Raw genomic sequence first — 19,276 nt, 5'->3', positions numbered from 1 at the left:
TAAGAATTATAATGTGTTAGGTTGAAAAAAATATTAAAATAATCGATAAAACGTTTGTTTTTTACGTTTAATTACATATTTTTGTTGAGTAAATCCCCAAATCCGTTGATATGAAAATGAAAATTATGTTGCTTAGTTTTAGTATGTTTATGCTAGCAAGCACAGGTTTTGCTCAAAAAAAGAAAGCTCCTAAAGGTATAATTAGCGATCAAGTTGGTATTAAAAAGTATCATAATAAATCTGATTTAGAGCGCATGCAAAAAGGTGCTTTATTGGTGCTGTATAAAGAGCGTATAGAAACCCTAGTTAAAATGTTACCTTATATTGCTTTTGCTACTAAACCAGGTGTTACTATGGCATCTTTAGGTATACCTACTAATAGTGATAATACTAAAGCCTTAGATTCTCAATTTGAAGCTACAGACGATTTTTTAGAAACTACTAACGAGTTTCAAGATAGAATTTTGCCTTATTCTGATACTAAAAACCTTATTGCTGCTATTTTGTTTTACGAGGAAACATTAAAGTCTTTACACGAGTATAGCGAATTTCATTAAAAAAAAATATGTGTATTAAAAACATACCTATGATGTATGTTTTTTTTATGTTTTAATTTCTATATCTATTTTTACTTAAAGTTATTAACGTGCATTTCGTCGAATAAATGAGTGTTTAAAACTATATAATTACGTGTTTCACCGAAATAATTGGTATTTCATGGATTAATTGACTACTTTTGGAATAATCAAAAAATGCAATTATTATTAAGTTTTGCCCCAAAAATTAATACTATGAAAAATATAATAATAACATCGTTCTTAATACTTTATGGCTTTACAGCTGTTTTTGCTCAGCAAGAAAAAGGTATTAAAGGAAATACTAATTGGTTAGATAATTGGACTGAGTTTAGACCAAGCCAAGAAGATTACGGTGAACCTACCAAAATATTGACAGGAAATATTTCTGAAGATATGCAATTAAATAAACGTGATGTTTACTTGCTTATGGGAAGTGTTTTTATTACTAATAATGCGGTTTTAAAAATTGAGCCAGGAACTGTTATTTTAGGAGACTACAAATCTAAAGGGTCTTTAACAATTACTAAAGGAGCTTCCATAATTGCAAAAGGAGAATCTACCGATCCTATTGTTTTCTCTTCTAACAGAAGTGTAAAAAGACCAGGAGATTGGGGTGGGTTAGTAATTCTTGGAGAAGCACCAATAAACAGGTTTGGCTCTGGATCTGCAGCATCATATTATAGTAATTTAAGCCCTAGAGATTATGCAAATGCCAATTATGGTGGAGATAACATAGAAAGTAATTCTGGTATTTTAAAACATGTAAGAATTGAATATGCAGGTAAAAGAATATCTGAAGATACCTATTATAATGGTCTTTTATTAGCTAGTGTTGGTAAAGAAACAAAGTTTTACGATATAATGATAAGTCATGCAGGAGAAGATGCTTTCGAGGTTTGGGGTGGTAATTTATCTATGTTTAGAATGGTATCTTACAAATCTAAAGGAAGTGATTTTAAATTTAATTATGGCACCAGAGCGCATATAGCCAACTCTTTAGCTATTAGGTCGCCTTATGCATCAAACGGACATGCTAGATGTTTAGAAGTGAAGTCTTACGATAGCAAAGAAGAGTTTGATTTTAATAAAAAAACAACCTTTGTAAGTGCTACTAATTTAACCTTTTTAAATTCTAGCGAAAATTTAGAAGCCGATATTAAAATGGATTTGGTAAAAGAAGCTGTTTATGTAGGTGTAAGTTCTTTATTAAAAGTTAGTAAAAGTGTAATTTCTGGATTTAACCCTGCTGTTATTTTAGATGATGATATTACGGTAAATCAAAATAATTTGGATGGAATAAGACTTACAGATATGTATTTTAATAATTGTAATGGTAATATTTTTACAGAAAATAATTCTAACAACGAAGATTTAGAAAATTGGTACGGAAATTTATCTTTTGCCAATGTGTATTCTAAAAGCCCTAATGGTGAAACATTTATAGATTATAACAATAAAAGAAAGCCAGATTATAGGTTACGTATTAATAAAATAATGGCAACTAACAATGATCCAGATTTAGAAAAGGAAGATTAATATATTAATGGTAATTAAATAACAAATTCTTCCCAATTAGTTAATACTAAACCTGGGGAGTCTTTTTAATTTAAACACAAGCTATTATTGTAGTTTTAAAGGTGTTTTTAATAAAAAAAGGTTAAAATGAAACATACTATTTTATGTAAAATTATTATCGTTTTTATTATTTCTATTTCAAATAGATTAATTGCTCAAATTACAATTAGTAAACCCAGTTTAGGTTTTACTCAAGTGTGTGCTAGTTCTTCTTTTAATAGCTATAAAGTTACTTTTTCTTTTTCTCCAGCAGTAAGTTTAGGTGCAACCAATCAGTTTCAAATAGAATTATCTGATAGTTCTGGCGATTTTACAAATTCAACCATTATACACACTTCAGCAGCAGGCGAGGTTACAACATCTCCAGCTACGTTAACATTTTCATTACCTACTACAATTTCGGGAGAAGATTATCAATTAAAAATAAGAAGCACATTACCAGCAGCATCAAGTAGTGCCTCAAACGCATTTGCAGCGTATTATAAAATTCAAGACACACCATTTTCAATTAATAATTTAATAGAAACGGGTTTATATTGTACCGGCGGTAGTTACTTATTAACTATAGATAATCCTGGTGGCCCCATGAACGATTCACCCTTACAATACGCATCCTTAACCTTTAACTGGTTTAAGGTAACAGGACCAACAAGTTCTGTTTATATTGCTACTAGTCCAACATTATTAGTAAACCAACCAGGCACATATTTTGCCGAAACTAATTACGGTACATGTACCTCAAATTCGTTTTCAAATCGTGTTACAGTAAGCGAAGCATCATCAACAAATGTAACTAGCTCTATTAATTCTAGTCTTGGTAATCCGTATTGCTCTAGTCAAGGTAACACGGTATTAAGCGCAATTAATGGCGATTCATATCAATGGTTTAAAGAGGGAAATGTTATAGAAGGCGCAACAAGTCAAATGTATAGTACTAATGTACCTGGTAATTATTCGGTAACTATAGATTTAGGTAATTGTACAGCTAGTGCTTCTATTGTTTTAGATAATGGTGAATTTGTAAGCGAAATAGATGCGCCAGATGAACAAGAGGTTGAAGAAGATCAAACCTTTATTGTAACCGTAACTACAGATGCTGTAAGTCCAGAGTTTAAATGGTTTTTGAATAATAATTTAATTACAGGCGAAAGCAGTAGAAGTTACGAAGTTAGCCAAAGAGGAAACTATAAAGTTGTTATAGAGCAAAATAGTGGTTGTGCATCTTCAAAAGAACATGTTTTTAGTGTAACAGAACCAAGTGAACTTTTTCCAGATGTTACAAATATTCCAAATGTAATAAGCCCTAATAATGATAATATAAACGATACTTGGGTATTACCTAAAGACTATGTTAGTGGTACAAATACAGAGGTTATTATTATAAATGCACAGGGTAAAATAGTGTATCAAACTAAAGATTATCAAAATAATTGGCCTACCAATCAAATAGATTTTACAAGTATAAATCCGGTGTATTATTACATCATTACAACTACCAATAACCAAACTAAAAAAGGCTCTATCACTATTGTAAAATAAATGAAAAAAACGCTGTTACATATCGTTTTACTATTCTTTATATCGCAGCATTTTTTTGCTCAAGACGATAACGATGTGGTTACAGCTTGGTCTTTGCCAGTTAGAAATTCTTTAAAATTTAATAGGTACGTAATAAATCCAACTTTTAGTTTTGTAAGAGAGCAAAATAAATACATCAGTTTTACCAATAAAAAACAATGGGTTCAGTTTGACGATGCGCCAGAAACATATTTGGCTAGTTATTCTGGTAGATTAAAAGAAAATATAGGCGTTGGTGTTGGTGTGTTTCAACAACAATATGGAGTGCTTACTACTTTTGGTGGTGTAGTTAACTTTGCTTATAACGCAATGCTTAACCGCGAGAGTAACTTAACATTTGGTGTAAATTTAGGCTATTATCAAAGTGGTTTAAATACAGGAAGAGTCGTTACTAATTTTCCAGACCCATCTTTAAATAATGTGCCTTCTAGCTCGGTTGTGGCTATTAATCCAGGTATTAATTACGGAACAACATTTTTAGATTTTGGTATATCTGTAAAGAATGCGGTTGCTTACAATATAAATACATCCGAAATTATAGAAAATAATCCAGAACAAGGCATTCAAGGCCATGTTATGTATACGGGTTATATGACGAGTCGTGGTTTTTTTGATGATGCTAAATTCTCAGGTTTATTACGTTCAGAATTTAAAAGTGAAGAAACCATCGTTTCTGGAATAATGATGCTGAGTATTCCAAAAGGCATTTGGGGACAATTAGGTTATAATTCGCTTTATGGTGTATCGGCGGGTTTAGGGGTAAATATTACAGAGCAAATTGCATTGGAGTATAATTATGAGCAATCTATTGGAGATTTATCAGCTTTTGGTAATTCTCACGATATCACTTTGGCATATAGGTTTAAAAATAAAAATAGGTATATATATAGCGGAGATGATAAAGAGGAAGCTTTATTATCCGGTAATAAGAGAAGGCGTAGTCCAGCAAAAACTAATCCAGTAACAGAAGCAGATAAACAAGCTATAGCTGATGCTAAGAAAAAATCTAGGGAAGAAGCTATAGAAAGAGCTAGGGTTAAAGCTGAAACTAGAGCTATGTTAGCAGCAGAAGCCAAAGCTAAGCGTGATGCAAAAATTAAGGCTTATGAAGATAAAAAAGCAAAAGCTCAGCAAGCATTAAGAGTAAAAGCTGAAGAACAAGCCAAAATTAAGTTAGCAGAAGAAGCTAAAGTAAAAGCAGAAGAACAAGCCAAAATTAAGTTAGCAGAGGAAGCTAAAGTAAAAGCTGAAGAGCAAGCTAAAATTAAGTTAGCAGAGGAGGCAAAAGCAAAAGCAGAAGAACAAGCCAAAATTAAGTTAGCAGAAGAAGTAAAAGCAAAAGCAGAAGAATTAGCTGAAATTAAGTTAGCAGAAGAGGCAAAAGCAAAAGCAGAAGAACAAGCCAAAATTAAGCTAGCAGAAGAAACTAAAATAAAAGCAGAAGAATTAGCTAAAATTAAGTTAGCAGAAGAAGCTAAAATAAAAGCAGAAGAATTAGCTAAAATTAAGTTAGCAGAAGAAGCTAAAGCAAAAGCAGAAGAATTAGCTGAAATTAAGTTAGCAGAAGAGGCTAAAGTAAAAGCAAAAGAACAAGCTGAAGTTAAGTTAGCAGAAGAAGCTAAAGCAAAAGCAGAAGAACAAGCCAAAATTAAGTTAGCAGAAGAAGCCAAAGCAAAAGCAGAAGAATTAGCCAAAATTAAGTTAGCAGAAGAAGCTAAAGTAAAAGCAGAAGAACAAGCTGAAATTAAGTTAGCAGAAGAGGCTAAAGTAAAAGCTGAAGAACAAGCCAAAATTAAGTTAGCAGAAGAAGCTAAAGTAAAAGCAGAAGAACAAGCCAAAATTAAGTTAGCAGAGGAAGCTAAAGTAAAAGCTGAAGAGCAAGCTAAAATTAAGTTAGCAGAGGAGGCAAAAGCAAAAGCAGAAGAACAAGCCAAAATTAAGTTAGCAGAAGAAGTAAAAGCAAAAGCAGAAGAATTAGCTGAAATTAAGTTAGCAGAAGAAGCTAAAGCAAAAGCAGAAGAACAAGCCAAAATTAAGCTAGCAGAAGAAACTAAAATAAAAGCAGAAGAATTAGCTAAAATTAAGTTAGCAGAAGAAGCTAAAATAAAAGCAGAAGAATTAGCTAAAATTAAGTTAGCAGAAGAAGCTAAAGCAAAAGCAGAAGAATTAGCTGAAATTAAGTTAGCAGAAGAAGCTAAAGCAAAAGCAGAAGAACAAGCCAAAATTAAGTTAGCAGAAGAGGCCAAAGGAAAAGCAGAAGAACAAGCCAAAATTAAGTTAGCAGAAGAGGCCAAAGCAAAAGCAGAAGAACAAGCCAAAATTAAGTTAGTAGAAGAAGCAAAAGTAAAAGCAGAAGAACAGGAAGTAAATAAGGATGCTGTTGCTGAAAACGAAGTTTTAAACCCTATTAATATTGAAGAGGAGCCAATTGCTAGTACTGCCACAGATAATATTGCTGTATCATTAAATCAATTGAATAAAATTGCACAGCAATCATCTATAGAGCAAAGAAAAATACTTGTAAATTTAACAGAAAGCGTTGCTTATAAGCAGGAAACTTTAGATGAATTAAAAGAAGAAAACGATTTAAGCGATCAAGGTATTGTTTTAGCTCCAAAAGCATTTAAAAGTATAAGTGCTGAAAATGCAAAATTAGAGGCTCTAAAAATTGAATTAGATAATATTATTAAATCTCAAAGTGAAAGGATTTTAGAATTAGAAACGTTGTATAAAAAGCGACTTAAAAAAATTAAAGATAAAAATGATGTAGATAACTTATTCTTTGAAAAGGAAATTCAAAAATTAAAATCCAATCAATCAGAGGTCGAGGCTTCTCGTGTACAATTAATTTATAAGTTAGCAACAATAAAAGTTGCTACAGAGGTAGAGCGAAAAAGACGTATAAAGCGTGCTGCTTACGATAATGATAAAGATCAATATCTAAAAGATAGAAATACTTTAAATAGAATCAAGAAGTTTACAAAGATTAGTACTGTACCTTTAACTACAGCAGACTTTGATTTTGGTGAAAAGCAAAGTGGAAATATTCAGATAGTTAAGAATATAAAAAACGTTGAAGATGGTTATTATTTAGTAATTGCAGTACATAGCGATGTAGAAAAAAGAGATGAATTTTTAAGAAAAGCTGTAGCAGCAGGACAAACAAACATTAATTTTTTCCACGATGTTACCCATAATAAATACTTTATATATTACGAAAAGTTTGATTCCATAAATCAGGCTAAAAATGCAATGTCTAATAAATCAAACGAACCATATAATATTAATATGTCTATGGTTAAAATCGAAAATTAATAATTACTATTACATAATAACTACCATTACTTTCTTATTTTTTCATATATTTATAATATTATTCTCTCATTTTAAAAGGTGTGTTATGTTAAAAGATTTATCAATTCGATAAACAACACTAATTTTACCCTTTAGTTTTATTGTAATCCGAAAAAAATAACGATATTTATACCGTTTAAAATCGTTAAATTTAGATAAAAGTACTTTTAAGAAGTATTATTCATACAATTTTTAGTAATTTTGCCTATATGTAAAACAAGAGTTATTCTTTTTTTAAGTCCCAATAATTAAGAATACTAAATAAAGCTACTATGAGAAAACCTACTAACGTAAAATATGGCATAATTCTCTTCTTGCTATTTTTTAGTTTACAATTGTTTTCACAAAATTTTGTGCCTTTTAATCCTCGATTTAATGAAGATTTAAAAGGAGACATTCAATTAATTGGAAATAATATTTTAGGACCAGATAATAATGCTTTTAATGATGGTTCTGTCTACAATCATAATGTCGATATGGTTTATATTGATATTGATGGAGATCCTACTACGTTTAGTTCTTCTAGCGCAAATTTAGATATACCTAATCCAGGGTGTTATAAAATTATTCACGCTAGTTTATATTGGAGTGCAGTTACAGAAGGGACTGAGTCTTTTACTAATGTAAAGTTTAAAGGGCCTTCTGGTGGTTATAATGATGTTGTAGGTACTGTAATTTTTGATGCCAATGGTACATCTGTAGATAGAGGCGATAGTTTTCCTTATGCTTGTTATGCAGATGTTACATCTATTGTAACGAACTTGGCAACAGATTTAGGGACTTATACCGTAGCTAATGTTTCTTCTGCCCAAGGAGAAACAGATTTAATAGGTAACACTACTGGAAACTCTGCTGGTTGGTCTTTGTTTATTGTTTACGAAGACCCAACAAAGCCAGGTAAATCGATAACAAGTTTTGATGGTTTTAGCGCTATTAGTACAAGAGCTGGTAATCCATCTTTAGACATTCCTGTTTCTGGATTTAGAACAGTTCCAGCTCCTGCACCAGTAAGAGCAAATTTTGCTTTTGCAGCCTTAGAAGGAGATAGCCCAATTAGGGGCGATCAATTATTACTTAATAATGTAAACTTATCGACAGCAGACAGAAGTGCTTCTAACTTTTTTAATAGTTCGGTAACCCAATTAAATGCCTTGCCTGTTTCTGGCAGAAACCCGAACAGCTCTAATACTTTAGGATTCGATACAGGTGTAATGGTAGTGCCAAATCCTAGTAATACTGTAATAGCAAATGATGCTGTTGCAGCTACAGTAACTTTAAGTACTACTGGCGATACGTATTTTCCTTATTTTTATGCTTTTGCAGTAGAGATTATAGAGCCAAATATTGTTTTAACTAAAATAGTAGAAGATGTGGCAGGAAACGATATTGGAGGTCAGTTGGTTAATTTAGGCGATGAGTTAAACTACGTTATTGGATTTCAAAACACAGGAAACGATAATGCTACAAGTTTAACTATTAGAGATGTTTTACCAATAAATATTGTTTTTGATTATCCATCAGATATTGTATCGTTACCTTCTGGGGTTTCTGTTCAGAGCTATAATCCTGCAACACGAGAAATAATTTTTGCAGTTGATAATTCTATTGTAAAGGAAAACGATCCTGTACAAGAAATTAGATTTAAGGTTACCGTAGTCTCTACATGTAGCTTGTTAACCGATGCTTGCTCTAACATAATTAGCAATCAGGCATTTTCTACTTATAATGGTACATTAAACCCAACGTTTACCATATCAGACGATCCTAGTTATTCTACAAATACAGGATGTTTATTAACACCAAAAGCAACAAATTTTTTGGCAGATATTAATTGTGTTTTCGAAGAAGAGGTTATTCTTTGTGGCGCAAGTACAGTATTAACAGCAGGAAATGGGTACGATCAATATTCATGGTCTACTAGTCCGTCAGGAACACCAGTAATAGGTACTACACAATCTATAACAGTAACAGATGTTGGCACATATTATGTACATAATTCTGCTATAGCACCTTGCCAAGATACAGATCAAGTTTTTGAAGTAATTACATTTGGAGCAAATGTTACAAATCCCTTGTTACCTTTAGCCGATCAGGTGGTTACATGTCCTAATGATGGAAAAGAATTGCCAAATTTCTTTTTATGTGGCTCTAACGATTCGCGACCTGTTCAAACAGGAATAACAGATGCTTCCTCAATAATATGGGAGCGTTTAGACGAAACCAGTTGCGATGCAGTTGTAAATCAAGATTGTGCAAACGAAAGTTCTTCTTGTGTTTGGAATCAAGTAGAAACAGGACCAGACTATTTAATTGATACATCTGGTCAGTACCGATTAACTTTAAATTATTCTGGAGGTTGTTTTAATCAGTTTTATTTTAATGTTTACGAGAATTTACTAGTACCAACAGCAACTTCTCAAGATATAGTTTGTACAACGCCTGGGCAAATAACTATTAGTGGAGTACCAAGCGGATATGAGTATAGTATAGATGGTGCTAATTATCAGGCTAGTAATGTGTTTAGCATTAATAATGCAGGTATATATACTATATATATTAGGCAAGTAGACGTGATGCCAAATCCTTGCATTTTTACTGTACCAGACATTCAAATAAGAGAGCGAGATTTTACAGTATCTAATATTATAACACAGCCTTATTGTAATGGTGAATTGGGTAATATAACTGTAGCTGCAAACGATGCACGTCCACAATATTTCTTTTCTATATCTCAAGGTGCAACTTTAGTAAACAGTGTTGGACCTATTGTTGATAATCATTACGACTTTGAAAATCTAAACCCAGGAACATATACAATTAATGTATCTACAGAAGATGGATGTATACATACAGAAGATATCGAAATTATAAACCCACCATTATTAACAGCAACATCAGCTTTAACAAAACCTTTAACTTGTACAGATGGTGAAATTACAGTTTATCCAGATGGCGGAACACCTCCATACTTTTACTTTGTAAATAGTACTACCAATTTTCAAACAACACCTATAATTGATGTTACCGCAAGCGGAACTTTTAATATTACTGTAGTAGATTCTAATAACTGCTCTGCAAATACATCTATAACAGTAACAGCAACTGAAGCACCAGATTTTAATGTAACTAAAACCGATATTCTATGTGTAGATGATGGTGATGCAGGTGTTATAAGTATTAATGTAACCAATGCAAATGGGAATACTTTAGAATATAGTATAGATAATGGTGTAACTTTTGTTAATTCTTCTGTTTTCTCTGGACTTTCTGCTGGAGATTATGATGTTATTGTACAGTACTCAACTTCTGGCGATGTGTGTGCTACAACACCACAACGTATTAGCATAAATGCAGCTACAGCAATTTCTGGTACAGCAACGCTTACAACGCCTTATACTTGTACTACAAACGGAGAAATTACTGTTTCTGGCGTTACAGGCGGTACAGCTCCATATCAATACAGTATTGATGGTATTACTTTTCAATCTGGATTAACGTTTTCTAACTTAACAGATGGTTCGTATACAGTAACTGTTAGAGATGCTAATAACTGTACTTTAGTTACAGCTCCAATTATAATAGATGCTTTAGATCCTCCAACAGATTTAAGTTTTTCAAGTTTAGCATTAACCTGTCCAACAAATACAACAAATGTTACAATAACTACAACAGGAGGTGTTGGTACTTTAGAGTATCAAATTATAGCGCCTTCAGGATCTGTAACTGCATATCAAGCATCAAATGTGTTTTCAAATTTAACTTCAGGTACTTATACTTTTCAAGTACGAGATCAAAACCATTGTGTTTACAGTGAATCTTATAATATTACGCCATTACCAACTTTAAACATCGTTGGTCAAGCCATAAGCGATATTACTTGTTTAGGTAGCACAGATGGAACAGCTCAATTTAATATTTCTGGTACAACAAACTTTACATACACAATTAATGGAGGCAGTTCTACAGTAGGTACATCTCAAATTGATTTAACAGGTTTAGCTGCAGGTGACTATACTATTATTGTAACAGATACAGATACCAACTGCCAAGAAACAGAAACCATAAGCATTAGTGCGCCAACAACAGCTTTAAATATAACATTAACAGTATCTCCAATAACATGTGATGCAGATGGCAATGTAGTAATTAACGCAGTAGGAGGCTGGGGGAGTTATGTTTATACTTTAACGCTTCCAGATAACACGGTTTTACCTGGGCAAACTAGTAATACATTTTCTAATTTATCACAGCAAGGTACGCATATCGTTACTGTAGAAGATGCTAAAGGTTGTGTGGTTACTAATACATTTGCTTTAAACACGCCAACAGCTCCAAGTGCTACTCTAGATGTAAGCTCTAATTATTGTTACGATGCTACTACAGGTTCTAATTTACAAGTAAATGCAACTGGCGGACAAGCGCCTTATGAATATAATATAAACGGAGGTCCTTTTACTTCAAATAATACATTTAATAATTTAACACCAGGCACGTATACCATTTCGGTAAGAGACAGCTATGGGTGTACTATAACTTTGCCTGCAGAAACTATAGAGGCAGAATTGATGTTTAACACGGTTTTAAATAAAGATATAGATTGTACCACATCTCCTGATGCTTCAATAACCGGAACTTTTTCTGGTGGATATGCTCCGTTTACCTATGCAGTATCTTTTAACGGAGGTGCTTATTCAGATTTAGGAACTACAACATCTCCATTTACTTATACAACTGCTACAGATGGTACATATCAATTTCAAATTACAGATTCTAGAGGTTGTACGGTAGAGTCTACTGTAAGCACTGTAAATGCAATAACATTACCAGAAATAACTTCGGTAACGCAAACACAACCGGTTTTATGTTATGGCGATGCTAATGCAGCTATTCAAATTACTATCAACAACGCAGTAGGAACTCCAGATTTCACTATTAATGTTAATAATGATACAACTGGAACAGATTACGGTACTCAAACCTCAGGCTTACCCGCAGGGACTTACACGATAACTTTAACAGATTCGAAATCTTGTACAGATACCGAAACCATTATCATCGCAGAACCAAATGCAGTTTCTTTTGATTTAGACAAAATTGATATTACTTGTGATGTAAATTTAGGGTCTAGCTTAGGAGCCATTACTGTAGAAAATGTATCGGGAGGTACTGCTCCTTTTACTTATTATATTACAAATAATTTTGGAGATGCAATAACTGGTAATCCATATATAGCAACAACAGGAGAAAATCATACATTTACAATTATTAATTTTGGAACGTACACTATAAATGTTGTAGATGATAATGGATGTAGTCTTTCTAAACAAATAGTTATAGCATCGCCTCCTTCAGATTTAGATATAGATGTGGCTACTACTGTACCAGATTGTGTTTCTGGCGGAACTGCAGAGATTACAGCTATTTCTGCTCTTGGTAGTGGGGATTACGAATTTGGAATTTTAGAGTTTAACACTGCTCCATACACGCTAAATTATTTAGCTCCCGATACACCAGGAGGCAGTGTACGAACCTTTACAAATTTAATTCCAGGTGTGTTGTATTCTTTTGTTGTTCACGATAGAACTACAAATTGTTATTTTGTTAAAACTGCAGATACACCTATAGCGCAAGCTTCTACCTTAACATCTACTCTAGACCCGCATAATGTAGTTTGTATAGGCGAAAATAATGGTAGTGTAACATTTACTTTAGATAATTTTGATAGCACTACATCTTCAATAGATTATACAATACGCCAAGCGTACACCAATACTGTAATAAGTGGTCCTATTAATTTACCTGTTACTTTTGGTGTTCCAGAAACGGTAACAACACCATCAACATTATCTCTTGGACAATATTATATCGCTTTTACAGAAAACGGATCGGGAGCTTTTAATGGATGTCAGTCTGCTTCAGCTATTTTTGAAATAACAGAATCTTCGGTCGATTTAGATGTTTCTGCCTCTGTAGACCGTAATGCAAATTGTAATACTAATTCTGGACTTGTAAGTGCTATAGCAACACATGGTACAGCCCCTTATTTATATCAATTAACAACATCGTCTACACCTCCTTTAAGAATAGATAGCTCTTGGAATACAGCGAGCACTTTTAATGTAGATGCTAATAGTTATTTTGCTCATGTTATGGATGCTAATGGTTGTATAAAAACAACAGGAGTTATTGTATTACCAAACGATCCGCAACCCATAATAACTGCATCATTAAATAATCAATGTACAGTTAATGAAGGTGAATTTGAAATAGATGTTAATTTAACAACTAGCGGAGTAGGACCTTATAGTTATAGTGTAGACGGTGGCGCTTTTCAAACACGAACAGCTCCGTTTACAATATCAAATTTATCATCAGGCACACACACTGTTGAGGTTCAGGATAGTAATGGCTGTGGAAATATGGAAACCGTATTAATAGAAACACCAATAGGCATTACTCCAGCGGTAACAGCTTTACCAACTTGTTTAAATAATGATGGAGAAATTACAGTAGCAGGTTTTGGTGGATCTGGATCTTATACCTATGCTATAAGTCCGAGTGCAGGCACAACCTTAACTGGAAATGTGTTTTCTAATGTGCCTTTTGGTACTTACACAATAACTATTACAGATTTAGCTACATCTTGTACAAGTGATGCTACAGTAACATTAGAGCCTGCAACACCAGTAACATTTACAACCACGGTAAACGATGTAAGTTGTAATGGAGGAAGTAACGGAACTATTACAGTTAATTTACCAGCAAGCAACAATAACCCAATATATACTTACGAAATTATAGCTCCTATTACTGTGGCTCCGCAAACATCAAATGTGTTTACAGGTTTGGCCTTTGGAAATTATTCGGTGCGAGTTCATTCAGGAAGAGGATGTTTTGACACTCAAACAGTTTCTGTTGGAGAGCCTGACTTATTAGCTGTTTCTGGAACAGCAACAGATTTTTCTTGTGCCATAGATAATTCTGTTAACACTGCAATTTTAACCATTGCAGAATCTGGAGGAACAGCACCATTTACCTATAGTATTGATGGTGTAAATTATTTAAGCACCAATACTTTCGATATCATAGATACAGGTAGTGTACAAAATATAAATATTTTTGTAAAAGATGCCAATGGTTGTATAGATACAAATACAGTAGCTATTAACCCACTAACAGTTATAACAGCAACAGCAGTTACTATAGCAACCCCAATAGATTGTAATGGTACAGGAAGTGTTAGCATTAATGTAACAGGAGGTTCTGGTAATTTTAGTTATCAAATGTTACCAAGCGGCACGGTACAAACATCAAATATTTTTAATATTACTGCGCCTGGCGATTATTACTTTAGAGTGAATGATATAGATACAGGGTGTTATAAAGAAACACTTCCGTTTACGGTTAATCCTTTTAATAATGCTGAGGTCGTTTTATCGCCAACAACTGCTGTAACTTGTTTTGGAGATTTAAATGGAGCATTCGAAATTAATGTAAACGATTATTCTGGTGCTTATAACTACGAAGTGTTTAACAGTTCTGGTGTTTCTATAAATGGTATAACTGCTGCAAATACAAGTATTAATCCAGAGGTTGTATCTGGTATGCCTGCTGGTAATTTAACCGTAGTTATTACAGAAACCGAATCTCCTTTTTGTGTTGTATCATCTAATGTTATTACAATAGATTCTCCAACAGAGGCTTTAACAGTTACTGCAACTCAAACATCTAGTGTTACTTGCGATAACAATAAAGGCACAATTACCGCTATTGCTCATGGTGGTTGGGGCACTTATGAATATGAATTAACTGGAACAGCAACTGTAGCATATACTACTAATGGAACATTTACAAATTTATCTGCAGGAACTTATACCGTTAATGTAAGAGATGCTAGTGGTTGTATTGCTTCAGATGGAGAAATACTTACTATACCAACACAAATTAATGCTACAGTAACAGCTAGCACAAATACCTTATCTTGTTTTGGAGATACTAATGCAAGTATTACTGCAAGTGTGGTTACAGGAGGAGAGGGTAGTAATTATTCGTACACCCTTAATATGTTATCTCCAACAGTAACATCTTCGGGGCCACAAACAGCATCAACATTTACTAATTTAGGTGTTGGTACATATACGGTAACTATTACAGATGGTTATAATTGTGAGTTTACATCTGCCAATATTGTTATTACAGAGCCATCACCTATAGAGGCTAGTTTGGTTAAAAATACATCGCAAACATGTTTAACAGGAGCCTCGTTAACGTTAAGTGCTTCTGGCGGAACAGGAACATACGAATATAGTGAATCAGAAACATTTACAACCATTTTAGGAAGCTTTGCAACGTCTACAACATTTTCTGTAACAGATGGTATTTATCAATATTATGTAAGAGATGTTAATGGATGTATGTCTAACGTTTCTAACCAAATAGCTATAGATCCTCTACCTACGTTAATGGTTAATTTAGAAGCAGAAAACATCGAAATTAATTGTACAGGAGACGAAATAGGCACTATCTATGCCACTGCAGAAGGAGGTTTAGGTAATTATGTATATACATTGCAAGATACATCGGGTACAGCAATTGTGCCTGTAACACAAGATTCGCCAGGTGTATTTACTAATTTACCAGCAGGTAACTATCAAGTACAAGTAGAAAGTGGCGATTGTTTAGCAACATCAAATCAAATATCAATAACAGAGCCTTTAGCGCCATTAACAGTAGTTTATAATGTAGAAAATATTACATGTCCTGGTATAAATAATGGTAGTATTGAAATTAATGCAAATGGTGGTACAGGAATTATTAAGTATGCCATTTCTCCAAGATTAGATCAGTTTTTTGAAACCAATATCTTTGATGAGCTAGCTCCTGGTGTATATCAGGCTGTGGTTCAAGATGAATTAGGTTGTTTTGTTATTATAGATTTTGAAGTTGAAGATGCTACACCTGTTATGGTAACCATTGTACCTAATTCTATAATGCCAGAAGTTTGTGATGGCGATATGGATGGTGAGTTTAGTATTTCAATTTCTGGAGGTAATATGCCTTATAGTGTTGCCATTGATGATATTAACGGAACATATACTACAGGCACAACTACGCAAACAGATTTCGATTTTACAAACTTGTCTGGTGGAGATCATTTAGTTTTTGTTCGTGATGCTTTAGGTTGTGAAACAGAGTGGAATATTAACTTCCCAGAAGCTGTTCGCATAGACCCAGAAGTAGATCTAGATTATGGTTGTGAAAACAACCAGTTTACTAATACCGTTACAGTAACGGTAGACGAGAGTATTACAAACCCCGCAGATCTAGATTACGCTTTAAATGGAGGTGCATACCAAACAAGTAATGTATTTACAAATGTTCCTTCTGGATTAAATAATATTATAGAAGTAAGACATACAAATGGTTGTATAAAATCTACATTACCTTTTGATATAACAGATTATCAGCCTTTAGCATTAGCCTTAAGTGACGGTAATTTAAACGAGATTGTAGCAACAGCAACAGGTGGTTCTGGTATATACGATTACGATGTTAAATACGAATTTAGCTCCAACAGCGAACCTTACGGAAGCACAAATACATTTATCTATTACGAATCTGGAGAGTACACTGTTACTGTTACCGATAGTTTTGGCTGCTCGGTTAGTGCCACAAGATATTTTGAATTTATAGATGTGTGTATTACTAACTACTTTACACCTAATGGTGATGGTGTTTTAGATGGTTGGGGACCAGGTTGCACAACAAATTATGACGATTTAACTTTTGATATTTTTGATAGATATGGACGTAAAGTAGCCACCTTAGGTGCTGGCGAAAAATGGGATGGAAAATACCATGGTAAAGAGTTGCCTACCGGAGATTATTGGTATGTTGTAAAATTAAACGATAAGAAAGATGATCGCAGTTTTGTTGGGAATTTTACCCTATACAGATAGATCTTCTAAAAACATAAAACAAAAAATGCGAAAACTAATCACATGTTTACTTCTTTTGGTTATAGCTAAAAGCTATAGTCAAGAGTTGAATTTGCCTGTTTTTACGCAACACTTGGCCGATAATAATTTTGTTATTTCACCAACATATGCAGGTATAGGCGATAATTTACAAATTAGAGCTAATGCACTAACGCAATGGGTAGGTATACGCAATGCACCCGATAATCAATCTATCTATGCCGATTTTAGAATAGCAGATAGATCGGGTATTGGTGTGTCGTTTTATAACGATAAGAATGGAAATACCATACAAACAGGCGCTAAGTTTTCGTTTGCACATCACCTTATATTAGATTATTATACAAAACAATATTTGTCTTTAGGTATTTCGTATAACATTAATAATTTTAAAATAGACATTAATAATTTTAATACAAATTACGAAAACCCAACTTTAGATCCTTTTGTAACAGACGACAGATCGACATCTAACAGTAATTTTGATGTTGGTGTACTTTATAGAAATCATGGTTACTTTTTAAGTTTTAATGCCAATAATATTTTAGAAAAAAACTTTGATGGCGATTTAAGAAAAACAGAGCCAAATCAACTTTTAAATTATCAAATATTTACAGGCTATACCATAAAGGGACCTAAGAAAAGTGGAATAGAGTACGAGCCATCAATTTACTATCAAATGTTTAGTAGCGACAAGCGTTCTAGTACCGATTTAAATTTTAAATTTAGAAAATACAATAGAAACGAAGACTATTATTGGGCTGGCATATCGTACCGTTTTCTTAACGATCAAATGTTAAAACCATTAAACATAGGGCCCATGGTAGGTTTTAAAAAGTCTATATTTTATATGGGTTACGCTTACCAAATAACAACAAACGATTTGTCTGGATATAACTCTGGAACACATGTTATAACTATAGGTTTAGACTTTTTGCAAGGTATAAGTAATTGCCCATGTACGCAAAGTGCAGTACATAAATAGATGTATTTATTTCTAGAATATAGACTGCAATTGAGGTTTTATTTTAGGAAAATTTTTACAAATAATACTAACGCTTTTAAACTTTTAATTTAGTAATAACAGATAGAATATTTGTAAGAACGTTAGTAATTATTTAATACAAAGACTGGTTTATCATAGAGCCAGTCAACATCAAACCTGCATACTGTTATCAAATGTTGCTCGTCCCATAACAAGGGAGATAATTCCATTGTTAAACACGCCTTATTCATTTCCTTTCTTAGTTTTTATTCTAATTCCGTTGTCAATTAGTTGCGCAGTTCTTCTTTTTATTATTTCTATAATACCCTTATAACAAGTGACCAAATATGCGCTAGTCTTTGATTAAACATAAAACTATACAGTATTTTTAACTCTGTTCTTTGCTGGCGGTAGTTTTTAATTTTTCATTCCTATATTCTATATAATATTCTCTTTCATTATTTTCAATAACCGCCTCAAATGGTTCGGGTTTTATTTTTATAGATGTTGGGAACCAAATGTCTTTTAAATTATAGTTTGGTAAAAGAAAAATTCCTTCTTGTGTACCATTTGTTCCAAATCGTTCAATATCTCCTTTCCAATATTCTGTATGCAATTCAGTTTGAAGTTGCTCATTTGTTCTTTTAACATTGGTTGTTGGCAATCCCATTTCATTTATTCCTAAAACTTTAGAAATATCAAATTCGTCAGAATCATCATTATTCAAATCGTATCTTACAATAAATTCAGCTATATTTCCACTTGCATCATAAAAGTAAAAAGAGTCTGCATTCCAAGAGTAAAAGTTTTGAATTTTTCTACCATTTTCAATATTTACAACTTCAGTTCTTTTTTCCATCCATTTTAAAGCTTCGTTTAATTTATTTGAAGGTATTAAAAAACAATAATGATATTTATATTCTCTTTCTGTTTTCTCATATGATAATTCACTCCAACCAACTTTTACAGAAAAATAATTAGTATTTCGTTCTAAAACTTCAAATCCTAAAGTCTTAGAGTAAAACTCTAATTCCGATTCTAATTTATTAGTATAAAGTTTTAGTTTTTTAAATTTCATAGTTTGCTTTACTCAGTTTTTTAATGTCTCGTCCTGAAATATGGCTACAGGTTAAAATTGAATTTACGCTGATAATTTATATACCATATTTGGTGTTTTATAATCTAAAGATAAGTGTAATCTTATTTCATTGTATAAATTAATTGCATTT

At 32.8% G+C, this 19,276-nt stretch carries 7 protein-coding genes; 6 read left to right on the top strand and 1 reads right to left on the bottom strand.

What is annotated here, in order from left to right:
• Positions 1-110: 110 nt before the first annotated feature.
• From ABD715_RS11745 to ABD715_RS11720, 6 genes are all read left to right on the top strand, one after another.
• Positions 111-557 (top strand): hypothetical protein, encoded by a 447-nt coding sequence (locus ABD715_RS11745; protein WP_344788437.1) that lies wholly within the window; start codon positions 111-113, stop codon positions 555-557.
• A gap of 234 nt (positions 558-791) precedes the next feature.
• Complete coding sequence (locus ABD715_RS11740) at positions 792-2,114, top strand: hypothetical protein (protein ID WP_344788436.1); 1,323 nt, start codon at positions 792-794, stop codon at positions 2,112-2,114.
• Positions 2,115-2,240: 126 nt separating this feature from the next.
• Positions 2,241-3,692: a T9SS type B sorting domain-containing protein gene (locus tag ABD715_RS11735; protein WP_344788435.1), complete on the top strand. Its 1,452-nt coding sequence runs from the start codon at positions 2,241-2,243 to the stop codon at positions 3,690-3,692.
• A complete protein-coding gene (locus ABD715_RS11730) occupies positions 3,693-7,046 on the top strand; it encodes a PorP/SprF family type IX secretion system membrane protein (RefSeq protein ID WP_344788434.1) in 3,354 nt (1,117 codons plus the stop codon).
• Positions 7,047-7,357: 311 nt separating this feature from the next.
• Positions 7,358-17,044 carry a T9SS type B sorting domain-containing protein gene (locus ABD715_RS11725; RefSeq protein ID WP_344788432.1) on the top strand — a complete coding sequence of 3,229 codons (9,687 nt, stop codon included), beginning with the start codon at positions 7,358-7,360 and terminating at the stop codon, positions 17,042-17,044.
• Positions 17,045-17,069: 25 nt separating this feature from the next.
• The gene (locus tag ABD715_RS11720) at positions 17,070-18,047 is read left to right on the top strand and encodes a PorP/SprF family type IX secretion system membrane protein (RefSeq protein WP_344788431.1); all 978 of its coding nucleotides are present in this window, start codon (positions 17,070-17,072) and stop codon (positions 18,045-18,047) included.
• Between the two features lie 388 nt (positions 18,048-18,435).
• Here the strand turns inward: ABD715_RS11720 and ABD715_RS11715 are convergent, their stop codons facing one another.
• Positions 18,436-19,125, bottom strand: a complete 690-nt coding sequence (locus tag ABD715_RS11715; protein ID WP_344788430.1) for a VOC family protein — start codon at positions 19,123-19,125, stop codon at positions 18,436-18,438.
• Between the last annotated feature and the right edge of the window lie 151 nt (positions 19,126-19,276).

The organism is Postechiella marina (assembly GCF_039538365.1).
Taxonomy (GTDB): Bacteria; Bacteroidota; Bacteroidia; order Flavobacteriales; family Flavobacteriaceae; genus Postechiella; species Postechiella marina.
This window is presented reverse-complemented; position numbering and strand designations above follow the sequence as displayed.